At 69.0% G+C, this 22,572-nt stretch carries 26 protein-coding genes and 3 pseudogenes; 15 read left to right on the plus strand and 14 right to left on the minus strand.

Annotated elements, in window-relative coordinates; translation table 11 throughout:
* The first annotated feature begins 140 nt into the window (after positions 1–140).
* Positions 141–1,451, plus strand: coding sequence for a hypothetical protein (locus tag IO33_RS0137870; protein ID WP_031173603.1), 1,311 nt, complete (start codon positions 141–143; stop codon positions 1,449–1,451).
* Here IO33_RS0137870 and IO33_RS0137875 read toward each other — a convergent pair.
* The 5 genes and pseudogenes from IO33_RS0137875 to IO33_RS0137895 form a co-directional block, all read right to left on the minus strand.
* The gene (locus IO33_RS0137875; protein WP_031173604.1) at positions 1,435–3,213 is read right to left on the minus strand and encodes an asparagine synthase-related protein; all 1,779 of its coding nucleotides are present in this window, start codon (positions 3,211–3,213) and stop codon (positions 1,435–1,437) included. The genes IO33_RS0137870 and IO33_RS0137875 overlap by 17 nt on opposite strands.
* A 1-nt stretch (position 3,214) precedes the next feature.
* Positions 3,215–3,838 (minus strand): lasso peptide biosynthesis B2 protein, encoded by a 624-nt coding sequence (locus tag IO33_RS48290; RefSeq protein WP_245235984.1) that lies wholly within the window; start codon positions 3,836–3,838, stop codon positions 3,215–3,217.
* A gap of 356 nt (positions 3,839–4,194) precedes the next feature.
* Positions 4,195–4,335 (minus strand): annotated as a pseudogene (locus IO33_RS54455) (SWIM zinc finger family protein); the annotation flags it as partial.
* A gap of 325 nt (positions 4,336–4,660) precedes the next feature.
* Positions 4,661–5,527: a peptidoglycan-binding domain-containing protein gene (locus IO33_RS0137890; RefSeq protein WP_157857995.1), complete on the minus strand. Its 867-nt coding sequence runs from the start codon at positions 5,525–5,527 to the stop codon at positions 4,661–4,663.
* A 389-nt stretch (positions 5,528–5,916) separates the two neighbouring features.
* Positions 5,917–6,348: a serine/threonine-protein kinase gene (locus tag IO33_RS0137895; protein WP_031173608.1), complete on the minus strand. Its 432-nt coding sequence runs from the start codon at positions 6,346–6,348 to the stop codon at positions 5,917–5,919.
* 116 nt (positions 6,349–6,464) lie between these two features.
* Between IO33_RS0137895 and IO33_RS44895 the strand changes: the two are divergent.
* The 10 genes and pseudogenes from IO33_RS44895 to IO33_RS0137950 all read left to right on the plus strand — a co-directional run bounded on the left by IO33_RS44895 (position 6,465) and on the right by IO33_RS0137950 (position 13,341).
* Positions 6,465–7,215: pseudogene (locus tag IO33_RS44895) on the plus strand (transposase).
* A 151-nt stretch (positions 7,216–7,366) separates the two neighbouring features.
* Positions 7,367–7,738: a hypothetical protein gene (locus IO33_RS54270; RefSeq protein ID WP_031173609.1), complete on the plus strand. Its 372-nt coding sequence runs from the start codon at positions 7,367–7,369 to the stop codon at positions 7,736–7,738.
* A gap of 11 nt (positions 7,739–7,749) precedes the next feature.
* Positions 7,750–7,944: pseudogene (locus tag IO33_RS48310) on the plus strand (IS21-like element helper ATPase IstB); the annotation flags it as partial.
* Between the two features lie 131 nt (positions 7,945–8,075).
* Entirely contained in the window at positions 8,076–8,411 is a 336-nt protein-coding gene (locus tag IO33_RS0137915; protein ID WP_209438991.1) for a nuclear transport factor 2 family protein, read from the plus strand.
* 2 nt (positions 8,412–8,413) lie between these two features.
* Positions 8,414–9,187, plus strand: a complete 774-nt coding sequence (locus tag IO33_RS46250) for an alpha/beta fold hydrolase (RefSeq protein ID WP_051927203.1) — start codon at positions 8,414–8,416, stop codon at positions 9,185–9,187.
* Between the two features lie 137 nt (positions 9,188–9,324).
* The gene (locus IO33_RS0137925) at positions 9,325–10,131 is read left to right on the plus strand and encodes a nucleotidyltransferase domain-containing protein (RefSeq protein WP_031173613.1); all 807 of its coding nucleotides are present in this window, start codon (positions 9,325–9,327) and stop codon (positions 10,129–10,131) included.
* A gap of 242 nt (positions 10,132–10,373) precedes the next feature.
* Complete coding sequence (locus IO33_RS0137930; protein ID WP_063765852.1) at positions 10,374–10,901, plus strand: hypothetical protein; 528 nt, start codon at positions 10,374–10,376, stop codon at positions 10,899–10,901.
* Between the two features lie 18 nt (positions 10,902–10,919).
* Complete coding sequence (locus IO33_RS0137935) at positions 10,920–11,957, plus strand: hypothetical protein (protein WP_157857996.1); 1,038 nt, start codon at positions 10,920–10,922, stop codon at positions 11,955–11,957.
* Between the two features lie 28 nt (positions 11,958–11,985).
* Positions 11,986–12,318 (plus strand): ASCH domain-containing protein, encoded by a 333-nt coding sequence (locus IO33_RS0137940; RefSeq protein ID WP_031173617.1) that lies wholly within the window; start codon positions 11,986–11,988, stop codon positions 12,316–12,318.
* Positions 12,319–13,032: 714 nt separating this feature from the next.
* A complete protein-coding gene (locus IO33_RS0137950; RefSeq protein ID WP_245235985.1) occupies positions 13,033–13,341 on the plus strand; it encodes an ANTAR domain-containing protein in 309 nt (102 codons plus the stop codon).
* 56 nt (positions 13,342–13,397) lie between these two features.
* Here the strand turns inward: IO33_RS0137950 and IO33_RS53880 are convergent, their stop codons facing one another.
* From IO33_RS53880 to IO33_RS44910, 7 genes are all read right to left on the minus strand, one after another.
* Positions 13,398–13,592, minus strand: a complete 195-nt coding sequence (locus IO33_RS53880) for a DUF6417 family protein (RefSeq protein ID WP_051927205.1) — start codon at positions 13,590–13,592, stop codon at positions 13,398–13,400.
* Positions 13,547–14,206: an ISAs1 family transposase gene (locus IO33_RS53885; RefSeq protein WP_078964066.1), complete on the minus strand. Its 660-nt coding sequence runs from the start codon at positions 14,204–14,206 to the stop codon at positions 13,547–13,549. Before IO33_RS53885 ends, IO33_RS53880 begins: the two co-directional genes overlap by 46 nt.
* The gene (locus IO33_RS48315) at positions 14,172–14,711 is read right to left on the minus strand and encodes a transposase family protein (RefSeq protein ID WP_167349498.1); all 540 of its coding nucleotides are present in this window, start codon (positions 14,709–14,711) and stop codon (positions 14,172–14,174) included. Before IO33_RS48315 ends, IO33_RS53885 begins: the two co-directional genes overlap by 35 nt.
* Positions 14,712–14,855: 144 nt before the next feature.
* Complete coding sequence (locus IO33_RS0137965; protein WP_031173623.1) at positions 14,856–15,575, minus strand: SDR family NAD(P)-dependent oxidoreductase; 720 nt, start codon at positions 15,573–15,575, stop codon at positions 14,856–14,858.
* A gap of 63 nt (positions 15,576–15,638) precedes the next feature.
* Positions 15,639–16,301, minus strand: a complete 663-nt coding sequence (locus tag IO33_RS0137970; RefSeq protein WP_031173625.1) for an NAD(P)-dependent oxidoreductase — start codon at positions 16,299–16,301, stop codon at positions 15,639–15,641.
* A gap of 67 nt (positions 16,302–16,368) precedes the next feature.
* Complete coding sequence (locus IO33_RS0137975) at positions 16,369–16,740, minus strand: DoxX family protein (protein ID WP_031173627.1); 372 nt, start codon at positions 16,738–16,740, stop codon at positions 16,369–16,371.
* Between the two features lie 87 nt (positions 16,741–16,827).
* Positions 16,828–17,496, minus strand: coding sequence for a DsbA family oxidoreductase (locus tag IO33_RS44910; protein ID WP_037686990.1), 669 nt, complete (start codon positions 17,494–17,496; stop codon positions 16,828–16,830).
* Between the two features lie 105 nt (positions 17,497–17,601).
* Between IO33_RS44910 and IO33_RS0137985 the strand changes: the two genes are divergently transcribed.
* From IO33_RS0137985 to IO33_RS0137995, 3 genes are all read left to right on the plus strand, one after another.
* The gene (locus IO33_RS0137985; protein ID WP_037686993.1) at positions 17,602–18,048 is read left to right on the plus strand and encodes a winged helix-turn-helix transcriptional regulator; all 447 of its coding nucleotides are present in this window, start codon (positions 17,602–17,604) and stop codon (positions 18,046–18,048) included.
* 1,317 nt (positions 18,049–19,365) lie between these two features.
* A complete protein-coding gene (locus IO33_RS53005) occupies positions 19,366–20,025 on the plus strand; it encodes a hypothetical protein (protein WP_051927208.1) in 660 nt (219 codons plus the stop codon).
* A 109-nt stretch (positions 20,026–20,134) separates the two neighbouring features.
* Positions 20,135–20,323, plus strand: coding sequence for a hypothetical protein (locus IO33_RS0137995; RefSeq protein ID WP_031173629.1), 189 nt, complete (start codon positions 20,135–20,137; stop codon positions 20,321–20,323).
* On the opposite strand, the gene IO33_RS51445 is transcribed toward IO33_RS0137995, so the two are convergent.
* Positions 20,324–20,485 carry a hypothetical protein gene (locus IO33_RS51445; RefSeq protein ID WP_167349499.1) on the minus strand — a complete coding sequence of 54 codons (162 nt, stop codon included), beginning with the start codon at positions 20,483–20,485 and terminating at the stop codon, positions 20,324–20,326.
* 223 nt (positions 20,486–20,708) lie between these two features.
* Between IO33_RS51445 and IO33_RS0138005 the strand changes: the two genes are divergently transcribed.
* Positions 20,709–21,203: a hypothetical protein gene (locus tag IO33_RS0138005; RefSeq protein ID WP_031173630.1), complete on the plus strand. Its 495-nt coding sequence runs from the start codon at positions 20,709–20,711 to the stop codon at positions 21,201–21,203.
* Positions 21,204–21,278: 75 nt separating this feature from the next.
* Here IO33_RS0138005 and IO33_RS0138010 read toward each other — a convergent pair whose 3' ends face one another.
* Positions 21,279–22,454 carry a barstar family protein gene (locus IO33_RS0138010; RefSeq protein WP_037686996.1) on the minus strand — a complete coding sequence of 392 codons (1,176 nt, stop codon included), beginning with the start codon at positions 22,452–22,454 and terminating at the stop codon, positions 21,279–21,281.
* Positions 22,455–22,572: the final 118 nt, after the last annotated feature.

Below are 22,572 nucleotides of genomic sequence, written 5' to 3' on the forward strand. Positions count from 1 at the left end.
CCCACACCCGGGGGCGTCTGATGGCGGCCCCGTGGATCCCCACGGACGATGGTGACGAACCCCGGCACGGCGGCGGAACCCCCGCGGCCGCGCCGCACACGTGCGTACCGACCCGAATCGGGGTCCCAGGAGGTGATCGGGTGCGGACTCCCCCCAAACCGCACACCGGCTTGCGCCCGAAGGTGTTACGGCCCTCGCTGAGCACGTGGCGGGCGCGGGTCTCGCTGGTGCTGATCGAGCTGGTCCTTCTCCTGACCACGGTGCTGCTGGCCCGGTTCGGCCTCGAGGACTTCTTCCATGCCCTGAACTTCCCTGGTCGGTTCACCGGTGCCGTCCTTCTCGTGGTCGCATTCACCACGCTGCTGGGCGTCATCGCGGTCCTGGACCACTGGGTGCGGCACTGCTTCCCCTACTCGGGCCTTGTGGCACTGGTCGGCACGTTCACCGCCCTGCTGACCAACGTCATGATCCTGGTCACGACGTGGAGGGACGGTGATTCCGCGTTCTACGAAGTGGTGTTCGCCGTGCTCGCGGCGGGTTCGGCAGCGGCTACCTTCGCGGTCTGGCGAACGGCGGTCATGGTCCCCACCCCCAAGCGGGTGGCCGTCGCGGTGATCGTCCCCTCGTTCATCGCGGTCGCCAATTTCGGCTATCAGAACCTCTATCAGCCGTACGAGCGCGAAACCAGTCCCGTCATCACGTTGTCCCCCGGGAAAGCGGTGCTGAGCAAGGACCGTAAGGCGTTCGCCGTACCGGTCGACATCACCCTCCAGAACCACGGGGACAGGAGTTTCTATGTACTCGGCTCCGAATTCCACGCGATGGCGCAGAAGGTGACGCTGAGCGCGAAGGACCGGCTCCGCCAGCAGTGGCGAGCCGATGCCGACCAGTGGGCCAAACCCTCGGAGGTGAACCCGCTCTCCCGCAGGGAGATCCACCAGCCTGGCGATCTGCTGGACGCACAGCCTTGGATGCCCTACGCGCAGTGGATCGAGTCCAACGACAGCTTCACCACGCGACTGGTGGTGCAACTGCCCACCAACACGCCGTACGACCAGGTGACCTTCTACGCCACCGCGAAACTCGCGCGCAAGGACCGGCTCATTCTGGAGCCACCGCTTCGTTTTCTGACGAAAACCTGGGACGTGAAAAGTCTGCCCGCGTGGGTGAAAGAGCACCAGAATCCGGATTACGACGCCCTCATCTACCGCGCCAGGGTGCGCGAGAACAATGCCATCGACGAGTACACGAGAGATCCACGCTTTCTCACGGTCTACTGGGACTTCGGCAAGCACGGCGCCTACGTGGCGACGTCCATCGCGCGCGCGGGCGAGGAGGGCCACATCCCCGGGTCGATAGAACAACGTGACGTGTCGAGCCGGTACGGTCTTGTCGACCTGACCACGGGTCCTTACGTCCAGAACCTCTGGGACATCAAGAACCAGCGCTGAGCCCCTCCAGCCACGCCACCAGCGCCAGCGAGCTGTTCATCCGGTCCCAGGAGTACGCGTCCCCCATGCCGAGCCGGGCCTCCCGCACGGCCCCGCACAGCGTGTCGACGTCGAACATCTCGGTGACCAGCGGATGCCGGGCAGAGCGGCACAGGGCGACGAGTTCGTCGCCGTGTCTGCGCAGACCGCGGGCGTAGAGGTCGTCGAAGGGGACCTTGACCGCCCTGCCGCGGATCGGGGCCGGGAGCAGGTCCGCCAGGGCCTCGCGGAGGACGGCCTTCGGACGGCCCCGCCGGAACACGGCCGCGGCGGACAGGCGGCTCATCGTGGCGACGACCTCCGGGTCGAGGAACGGGTGCGAGAGGAAAAACCCGTCCCGTCCGGCCCGGTGCCAGGACAGCGGATCGGGCGCGGCCAGGTAGTTGGCGGCGTCGTACAGCGACTGTTCCGGTCTGCGCCCGAACACGAAGCGGCTCTCCGCGATCCGGGCCTCGCGGAACCCGTGGGCCCGGGCGAAGCCGGGCCGCAGCCAGCGGGGGCGGTCGAAGGTCCCGAGTCCGCCCAGCACCGTTCCGCCACGGGCCAGTGCGGTGATCCGTTCGGCGGTGAGCGGGGCGGTCGGCCGGACGACGTAGGCGTGGACGACGTCCCGCAGGCCCCGTTCGCTCCCCTCGGCCCAGGCGCGCGCCTGCCGGGTCAGCTGCCAGAGCCGGCCCGTGCGGGCGAGCCTGTGCAGGTGGAAGGGGTTGGCGTCGGCGACCGGATCGGCCCCGCAGCCGGTCAGGAGGGTGTCGCAGCCCAGTTCCGCGGCCGCGCCGTGGAGTCTGCTCCAGAACGGGGCGCGGAACGCGTGCGCATGGGGCTCGTCCGCGTCGCCCGCGTGGTGCGGGAAGTCGTCGAAGTCGGCCACGTCGTCGGTGTCGACGACCACCGGGCGGGCCGTGGGGGCGTGCCGGCGGATCCCCTCCAGCGCCAGGTCGAGGTACGGCTGCTCCCCGGCCAGCTCCCCGTGGTGGAAACGCCCGGCGAGCAGGACGAGCTCCCCGGTGCCGACGTGTCCCGCGGCCAGCAGGCGCGCGGCGAGCAGCGCGACACCGGTGGAGTCGGTGCCGCCCGAGACATGGCAGGCCGTCGTCGTGCCCATACGGCGTCCGACGGCGTTCTCCAGCGCCAGGCGCAGCTCCCGCGCGGCCTCGTCGAGGCCGGGTCCGCCAGCGAGGGACGCGGGCGCGTCGGCGGTGGCACGGGCGCGTCGCGGCGTACGGCCACACAGCCGCCCGGCGAGGGAGAGCTCCACCACTTCGCCGCCGAGGACACGGTGGACCCCGGTGAACGGCGTGAGGCCCGTGTGCGGTTGCGCCAGGTTCCCGGTGAGGAAGCGGCAGAAGTAGCGGGGTTCCAGCTCGGTGGCGCGGCCCAGGGTGCGGGCGGAGGTGCTCACCGCGTCCACGCGGCCTGCGGACTCCCTGAAGAACAGGGGGATGCGTGCCTGTTCGTCGCGTGTCAGGAGGATGCGGTCCCGGCACACGACGACGGCCGCGTAGTCGCCGGCCGGCATCGTCGGAGCCGCTCCCTGCCTGCCGCAGGCGTCGAGGAGGCCGTGTGCGCCTGTCACCCGGTCGCGGGCCGAGCCGGCCCAGCCGACGACGGCCGCGGTGCCGACCGGCGAGGAGACCGTCGTCACGAGTCCCCGACGTGCCAGGGCGTCGGTGGTCCGGAGCCTCGGGGTGCCGCCCGTCCACTCGAGGCGCAGGGCGTCCATGTCACCGGCCCCCGCCGTCGATGGTGAGCACCGGTTCGAAGGCGTGCCCCCGCGGATCGGCGTCCGGGATGCACAGGCCGGCGGAGACGGTCCAGGCGTGCAGGGCGAACGGGTGCTCGCGCACGCCGATGTGGAGGACGGCCTGCAGGCCGGACCGCCGCAGCAGGAGGAAGGCCGTCACCGCCTCGGACTTGCAGTCGCCGTCGACCAGCCAGCTGCGGCGGCTGTGGGCGAGGATCGCTCGTTTCAGCCGGCGGACCTCCTGTGCGGAGGGGGTGTCGGCGCGGGCGTACGCCGGGGCAGCCAGGGACAGCAGCCGCAGGACGCGACCGAATCCCATGGTCCGGATGAGCAGGTGCACTCCGCGCAGCCAGGGCCCGGCGCCGGCGTCCGTGTGCCGCTGCCGGTGGTCCTTCGCGCACCCGGCACGCAGGAGGACGGTGACGAGCTCCGCGCGTTCCTCGGGGGTGCCTTCGGCGAACTTACGGACATCCGCCGCCGCCATGCCGAGAAAACGCGTCCGCTTCCAGTCCGCGATCAGCGCGCCGTCGGACATCCCGGTGACACGGCAGTGCGGTGACAGGGTCCTCGCCATGGCTGTCAGGGCATCGGCGTCCTCTGTCACCGCACTTCCTCCAAGGGTTCGCCGTGAACGGCGTCAGGACTGGTAACCGTGACCGTCGTAGAATCCGCCGCTGAAGCCCCGGATCAGACGGCCGTTGCCGAGAAGGACCAGCCGGTGCGGCTGACGACGCCGCAGCAATCGGAGAAACATCGCCCACCTCCAGATCAGGCAGGGCCGATCAGCTCCAGGCTACTCCGCCCGGAATGCCCCGCAACCGGACTGCCGGCGCCGGTCGCGTCTGGCTTCCACGACCGTCCGCGATGGGAAGTCACGCAGCGTCAACGGGGCGTGTGGGTGAGTGTGTTGTGCGGGATGCAGCGCCGCCCGGGTCGCGGCCGGCCGGTGCGGGGGCCGGGGCCGGAGCCCGTCGGGGCGCCCACCGGGTCCAGGTCCGGGGTGCCGCGGGGCCACCGGTCGTCCTGTGCGGGCTCGGACTCGTGGGCGTACCACGGGCCGTCGCGGCCGGGGCGGAGCTGGACGTGGCCGCGTGGGTGGGTGGGGCGAGAGCCCGATCGACTACGAACGTGACTACCGAGCCACCCTCGCCGAGGGACTGGCCGCATAGATTGTCTCCACGCTGCGAGGGGACTGACACAGCGACCAGATCGCCCACCGCAAAGCTAAGGGCTCCCGTGGTGGACGCCCACCCGTCTTCGATCCTGAGCGCTACGCCGGCCGCAACGTCGTCGAACGCTGCTTCAACCGACTCAAACAGTTCCGCGGACTCGCCACCCGCTACACCAAACGCGTCGCCTACTACCGCTGAGAGATCATCATCGCCGCCATCGTGTTGTGGCTGCGTGCCGACCTACAGGACACGGCCTAGCAGCCATTCCGCTGGAGGCAATCAACGACGTCTGCCTGGGCCGCGACGATCTGCTCCAGAAGACGGGCGAGTTGGAACTGCAGCTGTTTCATCGCGTTGGGGTCGTTGTCGTTGGCGGGCATGCTGTCCAGCAGCTCGTTGATCTTCTGCTGCAGGTCCTTGACCTTGTTAATCTCGTTCGCGCATAGCTCCGCACATCGTGTGCCGCCAATAACACCCTCGATGGCGTCGACTATGTCTTGAACGGCATCACGGATCTTCTGCGACAACAATCGCATGCGATCCTTGAGGCCTTTCAGCGTCTCTTTGGCTGCTCGCTGCCAGATCGGGTTGGAGGTGATGACGATGAGCAACGCCAGTATGAAGATGAGAACAATGATCAAGGGAACCACTTGCACCGCCCCGAGCAGGGTCAAGCGGATGCGGTCGACAGGGGCGATGAGGTCCGGAACCGGGTTGGCAAAGCGACTGGCGCCGGCAACGCGTTCGGTGGGAGCAAGCGCGGAGAAGTCACCGCGAATATCATCGAAATCGGCAGCCAGGTCGCCCGGCGTCCCGGGAGGCGTCGGCGCAGTCAGAATGGGGAAGCCTTGCTCCTGCACGATCGTCGCATAGAGACTGCTGCTGACTTCATCGAGCCGGGTGAAGCTTGGCCCTGTCGGGTCGATCCTGCCATCGACCAGTAGGCCAGGATTCTGCTGCTGGAATTCCGAGATTGCCGCGATGGTCTTGGGACCGACCAGCCCGTCAACGTCAAGCGAAACGTGGCCTGCTGCGATCTGCAGATCGCTCAGCAGACGCTGCACCGCCATGACGTCGTCTGGACCGTTGATACCGCCTTGTCCGACAGATCCGCTGATCAAAGTGACCTCCCGAGTATGGGACGCAAAGCAATTTCACCATCGGCTGCGAAAGACCAGTGGCTAATACCCCCTTGCCACCACGCTGTTCGCCCACGTGGCGCTGTAGCGGGCCGCAGGAGGCGGAGACTTGCGGTTTGCAGCAGGGACGGAGTTGATGGCCGCCCTGAACCGACTCGGTGATCTTGGAGACTCAAATCATTGTGTTCTGTCTGGGACATGGTGCTGGTCGTAGTGGATGGCCTCGTTATTCTGCGGCCGGGTCGATGGCCACGGCCAATGACATGTGCGCGCTTGTTCAGCTATTTTATCTCGGGTGGTCGGCTGGCTGCCACAGCTCACGCGAGTGGACCTTGCTACGGGCCCAGGGACTCGCCGGCTCGCGACCTCCATCATTCGGGTTGCCAATCGCTAAGCGTGTCGCACGCCGCGATGACATCACCATCGACCAGCGCAGCTATTACGTGTCGCACCTCGGGCAGGATGCCGTGCCGAACGAACTCGTCGAGGAACCGCGGCAACGCGCTTGGATCGTGGCTGAAGTAGCTCACCGCCGTCAGCGCGCATACAAGTACAATGCCCAAGGCGTAGAAATCATCCTCAGGCACCAGTGTTTTAGGGATGTCTCGAGCCGGGTGCTTGAAGCCTGGCGTCGCCCACATTGCCGCGAACCGCTTCTGCTCACAGGAGTCCGCGTCCACGGCGGCGCTCTCAAAGGCGATCAGCCACATCCGGCCACCTTCGGGATCCTTGAGCACGTTGTCCGCCGAAAGATCACCGATGAGAACACCGCGCTCGTGGACACGAAGAACCATGTCGATCAATGAGCCTCTTCGAGCTGGCCACCGATCAGGTGACAGCCCACGAAGCGCAACGAGCGAGGCCCCCGAGTCGTTGATCGAGGTGTCTGACGTCTCAACCACGTTGCTCGGGGGCCTCGTTGGTCATCAATCCTGCCGCACTCGACCTGCCCCATGCGCTCGTGGAGTGGGTGACCATGCTGATCGTCACCCGTGAGGGTGACCGGCACTGCAAGCTCCGTCCGTCTCAGCGCGCGATGGTGGCACTGGTGTACCTGCGTGAACCCACCACCCTGGCGAAGATCGCTGCCGGGTTCGGGGATCAGCGAGTCCACCGCCCACGCCTACACCGGTGCGGTTATCCGCCTGCTCGCCGAACGTGCGCCGGGTCTGCTGAAGGTCCTGCGCGAGGCCGACGTCGACTTCGTCCTGCTGGACGGCACGCTCGCCGAGTGCGACCGGGTCGGCGACGGACGGGCCGACTACTCGCACAAGCACCGCCGACACGGGGTGAACGTGCAGGTGGTCACCGATCCTGGCGGCCGGCTGCTGTGGCTCTCACCCGCGTTGCCGGGCCGGGCTCACGATCTGACCGCTGCCCGTACCCACCGCATCATCCGCACCTGCGAGCGCCAGGGCATTCCCATCCTGGCCGATCTTGCCTACCAGGGCGGCGGCCCCTGGCTGACCACTGGCATCAAGCGCCGGCCCCTGCAGGAACTCGCCCTCACCGAGAAGACCGTCAACCGGGCCCAGTCCGCGGCACGGGCGCCGGTTGAGCGCGGCGTTGCGCGCCTGAAGTCCTGGCGGATCTTCCGCAGATCCCGATGCAGTCCAAATCGCATGACGTCAATCGCCAGAGCCGTCCTCACCCTGGAGCGGCAACGCTGAAGAGGCTCAATGCAACAGCGGTCGTTTTGAACCTGGTCGACCAGGAACGCACCCTGGCGCTGTCGCGGACATACGGAGACACGATCACCTCGTCCCTCGCCCAGTCAGTCCGGATCCGCCGTCCGTCCACCCGCGCTTGAACGAGGAATAGGTGCCCGCCGGACTCGATGTGGTCGCGCAGCGGCGTGCCGATGGGTTCCCGGTTCAGTCGGCGGCCAAGGCGCTGTCGGAGGAGCGGCGCGAGCAGCTGGAGAACATCGCCCCGTCGTGGTGCCCGGCCTGGCCGGTGGAGTGGCAGCGCGCCCTCCACCTCGTCCGGCTCCACCTGGAGGCCCGCAAAGCGGCGGAAGCCGACACCGCGGCCGCGGAAGAACCCGAACCGCCCGCAGCCGACCGGGCGAACGTGACGTCTCTGACCACGCGCCGCCTGGCCCACCTGCCACCCGACAAACGGCCGTTCCCCTCCGTGGCCCACTACGACCAGCTCCTACGACACCGCCGACCCGACCATCCGACCACTTGAAGGAGAACGCCGTGACCATCCCCCGCCAACGAGGACTCTCCGAACAGGCCGCCACTGCCGCGGTCGACTAGGCATGCCGGATGCTGCGGCTGCCGACCATCCGCACCCAGTTCCCGGAACTCGCCGAGACCGCCGGCCGCGAGCAGATGTCCTACCTCGGCTTCCTCGCCGAACTCCTGCTGGCCGAATGCGACGACCGGGAGCGGCCAGATCATCCGCTCGGGCACTGAGCGTTGGGTGATGTGGTTGCGGTGAGCCCGGCGGGTGGGGCGATGATGCAGAGGTGCGTGCTGAAGCGAATGAGGTGGAAGAGGCGGTCAGGGGCGAGCTGCGGCTCATGGATCCCCGTGTGCGAACGTCGCGGGCGGAGGCCAGGCAGCTGCTGGACCCGGAGTTCGTGGAGGTCGGCGCCTCGGGCCGGCGGTGGTCGTACGAGGAGATACTGGCCGAGTTGCCGGACATGCCCGGCAACTCGGAGGAGGGCCCTCGGTACGTGCACTCAGGTATGACGGGTGCCGTGCTGGCTCCCGGTGTGGTGCACCTGACGTACGAGACCACAATCGAGGGACGGCGGGCGCGCCGGAGCTCGCTGTGGCGCAGGCTGGGCGAGGAGATGGGTTGGCGGATGTACTACCACCAGGCCACGCCCATCCCGTCCCAGGACGGGGATTAACGGTGCGGGTCACCACTGACGACGGAGTTCGGATCGCCTTCGAGGTGGTGGGCAGCGGACCGCCGTTGGTACTGCTCCACGGTTTCTTCGGAGATCGTACGACGTGGCGGTCGGCGGGCTATGACGACGCGCTCGCCGGGGGCCATCGCCTGGTTCTCGTCGATGCCCGTGGTCACGGCGGGAGCGACGCGCCCCACGACGCGGACAGCTACCGGATCGCCCGTCAGGTCGGCGACATCGTGGCCGTACTCGACGCACTCGACGTCTCCCGGGCGGCCTTCTGGGGTGCGTCGATGGGCGGCATCATCGGCCTCAACCTGCTGGCGGGGCACCCCGAACGGCTGACCGCGCTGATTGCCGGCGGAGCACATGGTGGACGTGCTGCAGCTGCTCCGGCGGAGGTTCAGCAGGAGATCGGACTGTTCCGCTCTCGGGGAACGGCTCCCTTCATCGAGATGCTGGAACGTCAAGGACCACTCCCGACGTGGATGCGCGGCGCGATGCAGGCAGCCGACCCACATGCGCTGGCAGCGCTGACGGCCGCCCTTGACGCCCGCGAGGGCGTCCTGGAAAGGCTCGTGCAAACCCCGGCACCGGTGCTTCTGCTGGCCGGTGACCGTGACCCCCGACTACGGTCGATCCAGGACACCGCTGCTCGGATCTCGGGCGCGGCCTGCGTCGAACTGCCCGGCTGCGGACACTTCGACACATTCTTGCGCCTCGACCTCGCCCTACCGGTGGTGCGTCCGTTTCTCGCCACGTACGCGGCTGGATGAGCCGGGCAGGGCCTTTTCGGCGGCTGGCCTGCCCGACGTCTCCCACTGGCGGATGCGTGGGCGGTGCGATGCACGGACGCCACACCGCCTCGGTAATTCGCTCGGCAGCACACAGCAGCACAAGGCACAGTGGCCCCATGAATGAACGAGGGCTGGACCACGACGGAACGATCGCACGCGAAGGCGCACTGGACCGAGTGCCGGCAGCGTTCGTCCCCGTCGTCGATGCCGCCCGCGCTCATATCACCGAGACGTTCGGCAGAACACGCCTGCACAGCGCCTACCTCTACGGCAGCATCCCCCGTGGCACCGCCACCCCCGGAGTCTCCGACCTCGACCTCCAGCTCGCCCTCCACGACGAGCCCACCGAAGCCGACCGCGCTGACGCCAAAGCAATCGAGGCCGTAATCGACCGTGCATTCCCGCAGATCGACGGCGTCGGGATCCTGCTGACCAGCACGCGGGTACTGCTCAGCGACGTCGAACGTCACGATGGTGGATTCTTCATCGCCTGCCTTTGCACCCCGTTGCTGGGCCCTGACCTTGCAGAACAACTGCCCCGTTACCGCCCCACAGCCCTACTCGCGCGGGAGACCAACGGTGACCTCGCCCGTGTGCTTCGACACTGGCGTGCCAAAGCAGCCGAAGCCACCACTGACGCCGATCGCCGGACCCTCAGCCGTCTCGTCGGCCGCCGCATCGTCCGCACAGGATTCACCCTGATCATGCCTCGATGGGGCGGCTGGACCAGCGACCTCGACCAGTCCGCCGAGCTCTTCGGCCCCTACTACCCCGAGCGCGTCGAGCAGATGCGTGTCGCCGCGTCCGTTGGCCGTGCGCCCTCACCCGACCCGGCGGTGCTCGGGATGCTCATCAACGACCTCGGCCCTTGGCTCGCTGCCAAATACACAGCCGTGCACGGCGAGAAAGCCCCGCGTCCGTGACAGGCGGCCCACGCATGACTCGGCCTTCCCATACATACCGTCATGGGTGACGACCTGGCAACTCAGCGTAATAGGAGTGATGCCTCCATGACCGCCCCCGTGGAGAAGGAACCGATTTAGGGCCTGGAGGCCCACCGGTGAGCCGCGAACCCGTCGTTGTTCACACGCGGGCTGAACGCCGGTTGGCAGCGGAGCACTGGCTTCTGTCTACCCTTCCCAGCTTCGGGCGTGAGCGCGCTCGGATGGAGTGGCAGGAGCACGGCGTAACCCTGCTGCCGGTAGGGACGCTGTTCGTCGCTCTCCGGCTCCCAGGCGCTCTCGTCCATGCCGCGGCTGCGAGCACGAAGCCGGCGGACGTCGATGGCGTCATGAAGGAAGCCCTGGAGGGCGGTCCGGTAATTTGCGACCAGCACCGTGACCGGTACTACGTCCTCCTGCCCTCCAGCGTGCCCAGGACGTGGCGCGAGGCCGTCAAGGACTGGCAGGCGTCCGACGTGGCCGTGATCGGGCGCGGTGCCTATCTGGGAGTGCCGCGATTGGACGCCGACCGATCCCGTCCCGGCATCGACTCGTACTGGGCAGTGCCGATGGATTCCCCCGCTGTGCTGTGCAGGGCCCTGCACGTTGCTCGGCTGATCGCTGCCGGTCACGAGTCGCTCACGCAGTCGTGCCAGGAAGACGCCACCGACACCCCGGCTTCCGTCACCGGCCTGCACCACGAAGCCCGCCAACGACAGCAGCGCTCAGCCGATCGCCCAGACCCTCATTGACCAGTCAGGGAGCAGAGCATGACGGCACATCCCGTTTCACCGAACACTGTGCTGGCCAACGCGCTCAGCGCCGTCACGGACATCCTCACCCCCCGCTTACTGATCAGCCGCCCTGCCAGCATCGTGTTCTCCGTCGGCACCCAGATCAACGGCGTACCCCACCTCGGCACGTCGCTCGTGCAGTCGCTCACCTTCGCCGCTGCAGCCCGCGTCCGCGACCGGTTCGGCCTCCCCGTCGAGGTGGCCTTCGGCGCCCTCGACAACGCCCCGCACGAGGTCATCACCGACTCAACATCCGGACACCGGTACCAGCGCGCCTACGCACAGGCCCTCGGCGAGGACGTCCTCGCCGCGCAGGTGGACACCCTCTACAAGCCTCTGTTCGCCGCGCTGTCGAACCGGCTGTCCATCCCCTACTCCATCGAGATGTACTCACGACTCCAGCAGACCGAGCACTTTCGGCAGACCTGGCTGCGTGCACACCGGCGGATCGACGCTGCGCGCTGGTGGCTGGACCCCGCGCACGGTGTGCCGCACGTCCGCGTCTCCTGCCCGGAAGCCGGTTGCGGGTGGGCTGAGAAGTACGCCGAACGCACGCGGATCCTGCTCGGCACCGACCACGCCCAGATCTCCGCGGTCTGCCTTCAACACGGCCCCTGCGACTCCGTCATTGGCACGGCCGGCACTGGTTACCTCGACCTCGCCACGCTGTACCGGAATCTGGTCAAGGAGCTGAGCGCTATCGCGGATCGAGACCGGCTGTCTGTCATGGTCAAGGGCGGCGACTGGGTATTCGGTTCCCAGCTCGTGGACCAGGCTCTGACGGCGATTGGACTCACCGGCGCACAGCTGCCGGCGCGGCTGTTCTGTCCGCAGGTCGTCACGGATAGCGGCGCCAAGTTGTCGAAGACTCTCATTCGGGAGGGCAGGGCGGCGTTGCCGGAGGGCGCTGCTCCGTGGATGCTCGATACCCGGATGTGGCCGGGCTCGTTGTCCGATTACGCCGACCAACTGCTCGACATAACCGATGTGACGAGGAGTCTCACCGCCTCATGAGGACACCGCGGCCACCCGCAGGCATGACCTGAACCTGTACCGCAGGTATTTCGATCTCGTCGCCGCCGGCAGTAAGACGATCGAAGTCCGCGTGAAGTATGCGCACCTGGCTGGCATGGCTGCGGGTGACACAATCCGCTTCCGGATCAAGGGCAGCGACGAGACGTGCGACGTCCGAGTGCTCCGGGTGACAGAGTACGCGGACTTCGAGCAGCTGCTCGATGGAGAGGGGCCGACGAACGTGAACCCGACCGCTACTCGCGAGCAGCAGCTGGCGAACATCCGCTCCATCTATCCGCCAGAGAAGGAAACCCTCGGCGCGCTCGCGATCGAGATGGAGCTGATCCACGCCTCGGCGTAGCCTCGCGGTGCAGCCGCCCGCGACGGCGCGATCCCAGGCTAGTCAGCACGAAACCCGCTTTGTGCACTCAGGACAAAGCACCCGATCCAACGGCCCCTTGGTTCCAGGAGCCCGGGGATCAGGAGGCGTGGGAGCCCAGGAGCACACCGGCCAGCGTCCCGGCGAGCAAGAACGGGCCGAACGGGATCCTGCTAGTACGGCCGCCCCGGGCCCGCAAGCATCAGGCCGATCCCGTAGAGCGCGCCGAACAGGTACCCGGTGAGAGTCCCGACCAAGACGATCGCCCAGCCGTACCAGCCCAGGACACCCGTCGACCTTCTGCTCGACCAAACGGGCCTTGCCCCGGGCGGTGGCAGCGTTGTCAGGGAGCGGGCCAGCATCGGCTCGATGGGTGGTGAGAGGTGCACTCTTCCACTCCTACACCTTTCGCGCCCGATCACAGCAGTCGGTCGCTGGCATGCCAGATCCCGCACCAGGTGAGCCGGCGGATCAGCTTCTGAGAGTGCTCGAAATGACCGGGGCCGACTCCGTGCTTGATGTTCGAGACTCAGTCGAGGAGGCCACCGCGTCGTAGGGAGACCTCGGTGGCGTCGGAAAGCCTGCGACCTGGTCTTATCCCTCGATTGGCGTCCTGTTGCGGTGCTGTGCATACCCGTAATCTCGTGCTCACGGGGAAGCAGGACACTGTCACTCTGGCAGCACCGTTTGGAGGAGATGCGGATCACCATGCCTGAGCGCCATGACCCCGAAGGCGAGATCCTCGACCTGAAAGAGCAAATCGAGCAGCTGAAGACGGCGCTCGGCTCCCACGCCGTCATCGACCAGGCGATCGGCGTGGTGATCGCCTACGGCGGCGTACAGCCCGCACAAGGCTGGGCGGTCCTCAGGGAGATGTCGCAGCACACGAACATCAAACTGCGAGAAGTAGCAGAGTTCGTAGTGCAGTGGCCGCAGAACAAATGGCTGCCGCCCGAGATTCGCAGTGCGCTGGATGCTGCAGTGGAGCACCAGAAGGGTGCTTGAGACCGACGGACTACAGGCGGGGATCCCTGGACTAGTTGGGAGCCGGAGTGGCCCGCTCAGTGCAGGCGCATCAGCCACGGGCTGCCGCACCCGTCCGGGTGGAAGACGACGCCGTACTCCCGGCCGAACCGGTTGGCCTCCGCGCCGGAGCCGCCCACCGAGCGCAGGTAGAAGGCGTAGGCCACCGACGCGATCTGCTCCTCGTTCAGGTACAGCACCCACAGGTTGCCGAGCTGGCGCGCGGTGCGCACCTTCTCCTCCAGGCCGTCGGCCGGCGGTACACACAGCCGGGCACCAAGGTGCGCGTAAAGGCGCAGCGCATCCATCTCCGAGCGGCGCAGCTCGACCAGGCGCTCGTCGTCAGCCGGTCCAGCGGGCTGGCGGTCGGGGGCGGGGCTGACCTCTCGGGAGCATCGGCCTGCTCGGCCGTCAGATCGGTGACCGCGTAGACACGTTCCAGGGTGAACTTCCCGGTGGTGACCGTCCGACGGCGGCGCACGATCTGCACGGCCTGGGCGGCGTGGGGGAAGTCGAGGCCGCGGGTGACGGTGCAGGTCTTGACACGGCGGATCTCGTCACGGCCGTGTTCCGTAGCGCGGGTCTTATCCAACAGCGGCACCTCCCGCCAGGGCAGCTGCTTAAGGTGCTGGTGCAGCAGCGGCTGATTCCCCTTGATCACGGCGATGTAGTGGGCCTTCTTCTCCTCCACCAGGAAGCGGGCATGGGCTGTCTGGGAGTGCAGGGCGTCGAAGGTGACCACGGTGTCGGCCAGGTCGAGGTCGACGAGCATCGGCCGGAAGACGGTGATCTCGTTGGTCTTGGCGCCGACCTCACGCTGGGCTGCGACCAGGCCGGTCCCGGTCATCGCGGCCAGAAGGTGGACCTGGGTGCCGTCGGCGCGGCGCGCCGCGAACGGTCTTGCCGTCCACGGCCAGCGAGCGGCGGGCGCGTCTGCCCAGGTCATGGTCGGGTGGCGGGCGGTGGGGGTCCCGGGCGGCGAGCCAGGCGCCGATCGCCGCGTCGAGGGCGTCGCCGTCCACGCGCTGCAGGATTCGGCGCACGGTGGCTTCGGTCGGGGCGGTGGGCCCGGCGGGTTCGCGGCTCGGGCCGCCGAGGGCGGTGAGCACGGCGGCCGGGGCGTCGGCTGCCCATTCCGCGATCGCGGTCAGGGATTTCGCGCCGGCCAGTACCGCGCACGCGGCGAGTGCGAGGACGAAGGCGAGGGGGTGGCGGCGCCCCTTGGCCCTACGTGGATCGGGAACGGTCGCGAGGCGGTCCAGCAGCTGCGGGTGTTCCCCGGGCTCGGCAGGGCGGCCGGTGGCGAGCCGGCCCAGGCCGGCGGGGATGGGCGATGATGATCGGGCAGGCACGGTCTTCCGCCTTGTGATGACAGCGGCCAAGATCCTTTCCCCGCGGACGGCCAGTTGGACTCCCCACCGGTGGACTGGCCTGTACGCAGGGTGTCGTCGCCGAGGGATGACCCGAACCGTGGTGGCGAGGGGTCCGGGCTGGGGTTACCCGGCGGTCGGCTCGGGATGGATCTGCTCGATGCGGTCGCGCTTGGTGTACAGGTACCAGTAGTGCTCGGCGAGGTCGTCCGGGTCGACGAGCGGGCCGACGCCTTCCGGCAGTGATGCGGCGGCGATCTCTCCCATCTCGCTGCGCGCGATGAACGCCGCGATGGAAAGGGTGCCGGCGTAGGCGCCGATGTCGGCGAGTTCGCCGTTGAGGGAGTGCAGCCAGTTGCGGGCGGCGGACATCAGCGGGCCCCCGCTCATGTACGGCCGCGGCTCCACGGCGGTGTGGCCGGTGGTCATCAGGAACGCGCCGTCGCCGCGCTCGGCCCACTCGGGCAGCACCGCGCGGACCACCTCGACCGGCGTGAACAGGAGAAGAGGGCTGTCCTTCTGCAGGGTGACGGCGTCCAGCTTGGTGGCGGGGGCGAAGCTCTGCTCACCGCTGATCGGCCCGTACTCGATGACGTCGATCCGGCCGAACCGTCCGCGGATGACGTCGATGAGGGCGGGTACCTCGGCGGGCTTGGAGAGGTCGGCGGTGAATCCGGCCGCGTCGATGCCCTCGCCGATGAGCTGTTCGACGAGTGCGTCGAGGCGGTCCTTGCGGCGGGCGACGAGGGCGACGCGGAAGCCTTCGCGGGCGAAGCGGCGGGCGACGGAGGCGCCGAGCCCGGTGCCGGCTCCGAAGACGGCGATGACCTTGGACGTGTCGGGCATGGGGATGTCTCCTCGGGCTTTTTGGGGTGTTCTGGCTCTTTACCAGGTTCGAGGTGGGGTGGGTCAGCCGCGGGCGTTCCACACCAGCGGGGCGCGGCGGATCCAGGTCTCCTCGTCGACGGAGTCGAGGAGAAAGCGGGCGAGGTCGGCCCGGTTGATCCAGCGTCCGGGCGTGGTGACGTTGGCGTCGCCGGCGCGCAGGGGGCCGGTGGCGGGCCTGTCGCTGAGGGCGACGGCGCGGGCGAGGGTCCAGTCGGTGTCGGAGGCGCGCACGACCTGGTCGACGCCGGTGTGGTCGGTGAAGCCGGCCTTGATGTTCGACAGGTTGATGAATGCCTTCACCAGCGGGTTGAGGCGGGCCCAGTCGTCGCCGGCGCCCTGTGAGGAGGTCAGGACGATCCGGCGGATGCCCTGTTCGGCCATCACGGTCAGGGTGTTGCGGGCGGCGTCGGTCATGAACATCGGCGGGCTGACCGGCTTGGCCCAAGGGTTGTCGGAGGCGCGGGCGTTGTTCAGCACGCTGATCACCGCCCGGGTGCCCTGGGCGGCCCGGCGGATGTCGTCGATGTTCGCGGGCGTGCCCTGGATCAGCTCGACACCGGTCGGGGCGTGGACGGCGGAGGGGTCGCGGACGAGGGCGCGGACGCGGTGGCCGCGTTCGGCGGCCTGCGCCAGGACGTGGGTGCCGGTGCGGCCGCTGCCGCCGAGGACGAGCAGGTCGGTCATGGGGAGTCATCGCCTTTCGTGGGCGGAGGGCCGACGGCGGGCGCCGGCCGGGGACGGATTCGGAAGGTCAGAAGGAGTACGGGCCGAAGCGGCCCCAGGCCACCACGACGGCCAGGGCCAGCAGCACGGCGTTCATACCGATCGCGCTGTACTCCCGGCGGCGGACGTGGAAGGTGCCGGCCAGCGCCATCACCACCGCGAGGCCGACGGCGGCGAGCGGGGTGAGGACCACCGCGACGCCGGTGGCGGCGGGCAGGACGAGGCCGAGCACGGCGGCCAGTTCGACCGCGCCGATCAGCCGGACCGTGCCCTGGGCAAGGTCCTTGGCGTAGGGAAGAGTGCCGGCGAGCTTGTCGATCGGCTGGGTCGTCTTCATGACGCCGGCCATCGCGAACACCGCGGCCAGCAGTCCCTGCAGGACCCACAGCAGGACGTTCATCGGACTCCTCGGTTCTGGATCACAGGGGCTATGGGGATTCAGCCGTGTGCGGGGACGGCACAGCCGTCCGAGCCGCAGACCGGGGCGTCACCGCCACCTGCGACGGGGGTGAGGGGGGTGGGTGTCGTCCCAAGCGGTGCGGAGCAGGTCGAGCAGGGTGTCGCTGTCCTGGGCACCGGGGACGCCGTACCGGCCGTCGACGACGATGAACGGGGCACCGGTCGCGCCGAGGCGCTGAGCGCGGGCCGCGTCGTCGCGGACCTGCTCGCGGTAGCGGCGCTGGGCAAGGGCCTGTCGGGTCTGCTCGCGGTCCAGGCCCAGGGTGTCGGCGAGGGCGAGCAGGTCGTCCGGGGAGAAGACGGGCCTGGCCTTGCCGAAGTAGGTGTCGAAGATCGCGTCCCACGCTTTACGGTTCTTGCCCTGGGCGGAGGCGTGGGCGAGGAACTCGTGGGCCAGGTCGGTGTTGCCGACCTGGTTGTCCAGCACCCGGTAGGGGCTCAGACCCTCGGCTGCGGCCAGTGCCTCGATCCGACGGGTCGACGCCTCGGCCTGACCGCCGCCCACACCGTGCCGTCGCAGCAGAGCCTCGCGGACGGAGAAGGTGCGGTCCTCGGGGAAGCTGCTGCTGAGCGGGAACGAGTGGTGGACCACCTCCACCTCGCCCGCGTGCTCGAACCGCTCGACGGCCCGCTGCACACGGTGATGGCCCAGCCCGCACCAGGGGCACGTCACCTCGGACCAGATGTCCACCTTCACCGCGCGCCTCCGATTCTTACGACTTGTTCGTAACGCCATGGCGGACCAGTATGGAAGGCGGTACAAAAGGCACATCCGTGTGCGTGCTGGAGAGGAATGTGCGTCATGGAACAGACCCGCGAAGCGAAGGCGGCCGGTGGGGCGAAGGCGGCCGGGGCGGCGGCGATCGGGCCGTGCGCGGCGATCCCCGCCGAGCACATGGCCTTCATCCGCGAGGTCCTGGACCGCGTCGGCGACAAATGGAGCCTGCTGCTGATCGCCGTCCTGGAGCCGGGCCCGCTGCGCTACACCGACCTACAGCGCCAAGTCCCCGGGATCTCCCAGCGCATGCTCACCCTCACCCTGCGCCAACTCCAGCAGGACGGCCTGATCTCCCGCACTGCCTACGCCGAAGTTCCCCCGCGCGTCGAGTACGCCCTGACGCCGCTCGGCCGTGGCCTCCACGAGATCGCCACGTCCCTGGTGGGCTGGGCCGCCGCCCACCACGACGAGATCCGCGAGAACCGGGCCCGCACGACCTCAGCGCAGCCGAGTGCGGGTGCACACGCCTGAGCTACCGGAGACCGTCACCGACGGTAGCGAAACACGCGGCCACCCGACTCCCCATCGGTGGCCGCGGCTGGAGGATTCCCACTGGCCACCGACATGGTGATCAGGGACTCGACACCTCACGACCACTCGGAGGCTGTGCCTGCCTCCGTTCCAGCCCGGTCCGCAAACCCACAGTCACGTCAGCTGCCTGAATCGGCATCAAGGCGGACACATCGCCGGAACGACGCCACCCTGAAGGCCGGCGGCGGAGGCGGGTCCTCACGCGGCGGTGGCGGCAACGGGGCCTCCCGCAACGGCTCCGGTCCGGCGCCGAACCGGTCCGGAGCCCTGCGCGGATCCAACTCCGGCGGCACCGACGGGCGTTCCGGCTCCGCAACGACCGGGGGCGGCAAGGGCGGTACGAAGGGCACTGACCGGTCCTCTGACGGCCGTACAACCAGTTCGGGGCAACGGGCCGTCCGGGGGCTCGAGAAGCTCCCAGACGGGCTCCGGCGGCCCCGACAGGAACGGCAACTCCAAGGGCGACGGCAGCGGTCGGGAACAGCAGGGCCCGGCGTCCGGCGCCCGTGCCGAGCGGGCCCGCGGCCGCCAGGAGCGTGCCGGGGTCCGGCAGGCCGGACGGCAGGAACGGCGCACCGCCGGGCACGCCGCCGGTGTCGCAGACCGGAGCAAGGACCGCGACCAGGCACGCGCCCAGCGGCAGCAGGCGTGGGAGGACCGCCGGGCCAAGAAGGCGGAGCGGGCGGAGGCACGGAAGGCGAAGCGGGGAGCCGCGGCGTCGGCCGATCCCGGCCGCACCACGCTGGGCAAGGCCATCGGTGAGGAAGCCCAGCGCCGCTTCGACGAGCGCCGCGCCGACGCGAAGGCCGCTGCGGACGCGAAGGACGCCAAGGTGGCCGGCACCGAGAAGGTGGACCTGACCAAGGACAAGGAGTCCAAGGCCAAAGGCACCGACGGCAAGGACGCCAAGACCGGCAAGGACGCCCCCGACGGGGCCTCGAGCGCCGCGAAGGACGGCAAGGCGGGTGATGCGCCAGGCACCGACTCAACGGCCGGTGACGGGGCGTCTGACGGTGCGAAGAAGCGGCGGCGGTTCCGCCGCCGGCGCACCGGCGGCACGGGCCGGGCCGGACGGCGCGGACGTACCCGCCGCACCGGCCGCACCGGCCGGACGGGCCGGACGGGCCGGACGGGCCGGACGGGCCGGACGGGCCGGACGGGCCGGACGGGCCGGACGGGGCGCGGTCGTACGGGTCGTGCGGTCGCCGCGGCCGTCCGGCGGACAGCCCGTTCGGCGCGGAGGACTCCATCCCGACGGTGGAGTGGCCTGACCGTCCCACCCGCCCGCCGCGCACCGACGCCAAGGGCGAGGACGGCATCGTCGACGCGGACGGCCCGGCGGCCGTCACGACCGGCGTGAGGGGCCTGCCGCCCGCGCCGGTACGGCACACCGCACGGCCCGGCACCAGCCGGCCGACCAGCACGGAAGGGAGCAGCGTGAGCAGCTCGGAAGTCAGCAGGCCGTCCGGGCACAGCGGCCTGGCCGCCCAGCACCGCACGGACATCACGCTTGATGAGTACCTGGTGGAAATGGCGAACATCGCCATCAAGGCCGCCTCCCACCAGGAGCGCGCCGAAGCCATCGCGGAGGCTCTGGGAAAGGTGGCCGACGCCCTGCGGGACATGGCCGCCGACCTGGTCGACGACCACAACATCGACATCCGCGTCACCGAGCAGATCACGGACCTGGCCGACGCCGCAGGTCGCATGAAGATCCAGGCCCAGCGGTGCGCCGAGCAGTGCGGCATCGCCAAGGAGGCCGCCAGGATCGCGGCCGTCATGGTCGCCCGTGTCTACGGCACGGCGAGGGCCGATCCCGCCGGCGCGGCGGCGGCGGAGGCAAGGACGGAGGCGGGCGCGGCTCCAAGGGCAGCGGTCGCCGCTCCCAGCAGGTCGCCTCTCCCCGCCAGGCGCTAGAGGCCATCAAGAGCCTCACCAACGCCTGATCACACCCACCCATCCCCGGGGCCTGCCTACCCGAGCGCGGCCGGCCCCACCCGACCCGTTGCGAAGGAGCACCACCACCGTGGCTCTGTCCATCTCCGCCGCCGTGTTACTGGGCATCATCGTCTTCGTCCTGGTCAAGGGCGGATATGTCCGTGTCGGCTCCGCGCTGGCCTGCACGCTGTTCGGCTTCACACTCGCCGCGACCGGCCTGGCCCCGACCATCAACAGCGGCCTGGTCTCGCTCGCCGGACTGATCTCCAGCTTCTGACTACGCCTCGGTCCACGTCGGGTCGGGCGTGTAGTCGAGCCCGTCGCAGAACCGGCAGTCCCACTCAGACGGGATCTCCCACTTGTCGACCCAGAAGCCGACCTGCTTGCCGACGAAGTAGTTGTCCCCGCCGCACCACCCGCACTGGAAGACGAACTCCACCTGATCCCCATTCCCCGCGCCTGTCGGTCCGAGGGCGCCCGGAGCGCGTACGCCGGTGACTACCCACCTACAGCGCCCAACTCCCCTGCCACGCGACTCCGAAGGACGCCGCCGGACACGACTCTGGCGACGCCCTTCGCCGTCGCGCGCCCCTCCCCCACGCGCCCTCCCGGCCATCACGGCCAGGAGGGCGCTCCCCTTCCCGCGTGATCGGAGAACCCCGATGGACCCGCTGCACACCACCCAGTCCGGCATGCCCGAGTCCGAGGCCGCGGCCGAAGCCCGCCGCCTGCTCGACGAGTGGGCGGGCAAGCCCGTACACCACCACCCCGCCTCGTTCCGCGACGACACCGAGCCGCCGGCCTTCGGCACCACCCCGCCCGTGAAGCAGGAGGACCACCGGATCGTCCCGGCCTGGGCGGCCGGGATCGCGGTGGCCTCCATCGGCGTGGGCGCCGGGGTCACCGGCATCGGCTGCGGTGCCTGGCTCGTGGTGCAGGGCCTGTCCTCGGTCACGTTGAACGGGATCTTGATGGTCACCCTGCCGTTCGCGGGTCTGGCCATGGCCGCCACCGCCATCGGCGGCGCGATCAGCAGGGCGCGCTCCGCCGTCACCAGGAACGTCTTCGAGGGTCCGGTCACCCACCACATCGAGGTCCACAACAAGAGCACCACGCGCGGGGCGTTCTTCGCCCGCACCCGCAACGAGATCCGCTGACCTGCTCCGGCCAGCCGGAACCATCCACTCACCGATCCCATCGCCGACCTTCATCAGGGCTGCGGAGTGCCCCGGCTACTGAAGAACGACGGTTACACCGCAGCGTTTGAGAAGCCGAACGATGTCCTCGAAATAGGAGAGCCCCTCATCAGGGTCCGAGACGACGTCTGCCAGCGCTCGACGCGCTACGTCCGCATCGTGCCAGATCAGGGTGAAGGGCAGGGCCACGCCGAACCCACCACCCAGGCAGTCCTTGAACGCGTTCCACTCCCGGCCGAAGTGGCCCCCGGCCCCCACGAGGGCCTCTGCCATCGCGCAGTGAAGGCCGGGCACGTCTGTGATGAACTTGCCGTCAAGATGATGGGTGCAGCCGGAGCGGTCCGGGCGCTGGCCGCTCATGCGGGTGGCCGTCAGGTCAAGCCACTCGGATCTACCCTGCGTGGAGTATGGGGCCCATTGGTTGCGGGTTGTCGGAGCTCCCCGATGCCAGGTCTCCCAGATCGGCCGGGCCAACAGCGGAGGCTGATCGTCGCCGCCGTCAGCGAGTGTGATGTCGACGAGGGCGCCTCCGAGCACAGACGGCTGTGTCTTCTCGATTCGCAGGTACACGTTGTGGCGGTACATCACCTCGCCGTGGCGGTCCAGCGCCCACAATTGCACCCAGTCCCGGTCCCACTTGCGGGGTCGACGCAAGACGGCGAGCAAAGGTTCAGCGGCTTCGCATCCGATGAGGTGCAGTGGAGTCGATGGCGGGGCCCCGCGCGAGACAAACAGCCCATCCACTCCGAGACAGTGTCCAGCGGGACTGGCGACCATGGTGGTTCCCCCGAACAGTTTGAACTGCGGCGACACCGGCAGGGTGTGGTCCCAGGCGTGTTCCTCTTCGACCCCGGCCCCCACGACGACATCCACCAGGGCCGGGTCGTTTCGGTTCGGCTGGTTGGCGAGGACGACAGCGTCCACCAAGGTCCACCACTGCAGCGGCTGCTGGTCGTCCCATACCTCGACACACACATCGCCCAGCAGCCCAGTCGACTCTGCGGCTGGCGACAGGGCATCGCGCAAAGAACCTGTGGGAGTGCATCCTCGCAGCGTCAAGACCTCGCGCTTCGGTGGCACCTTGTCCACAAACATGCCCTCGACGCTCGCGCACCGCCCCCAGTACTTCTCCTCGCCCTCCTCGTCCTCACGGACCAGCAGGTACTTGACCGGGAAACCCCGATCCCAGGCAGCGTGATCTGCGATCCGCACAAGTCCCCCGAACACTCAATCGATCTCTTGCCCAAGATACGGCGTTGTCAGGAGACCACCGTCGCGGGCGAACGTGCGCTCAGCAGCTTGGTTGCTGTCGTTCTTATCGGAGGGTGGT

This window comes from Streptomyces durhamensis (assembly GCF_000725475.1).
Classification (GTDB): Bacteria; Actinomycetota; Actinomycetes; order Streptomycetales; family Streptomycetaceae; genus Streptomyces; species Streptomyces filipinensis.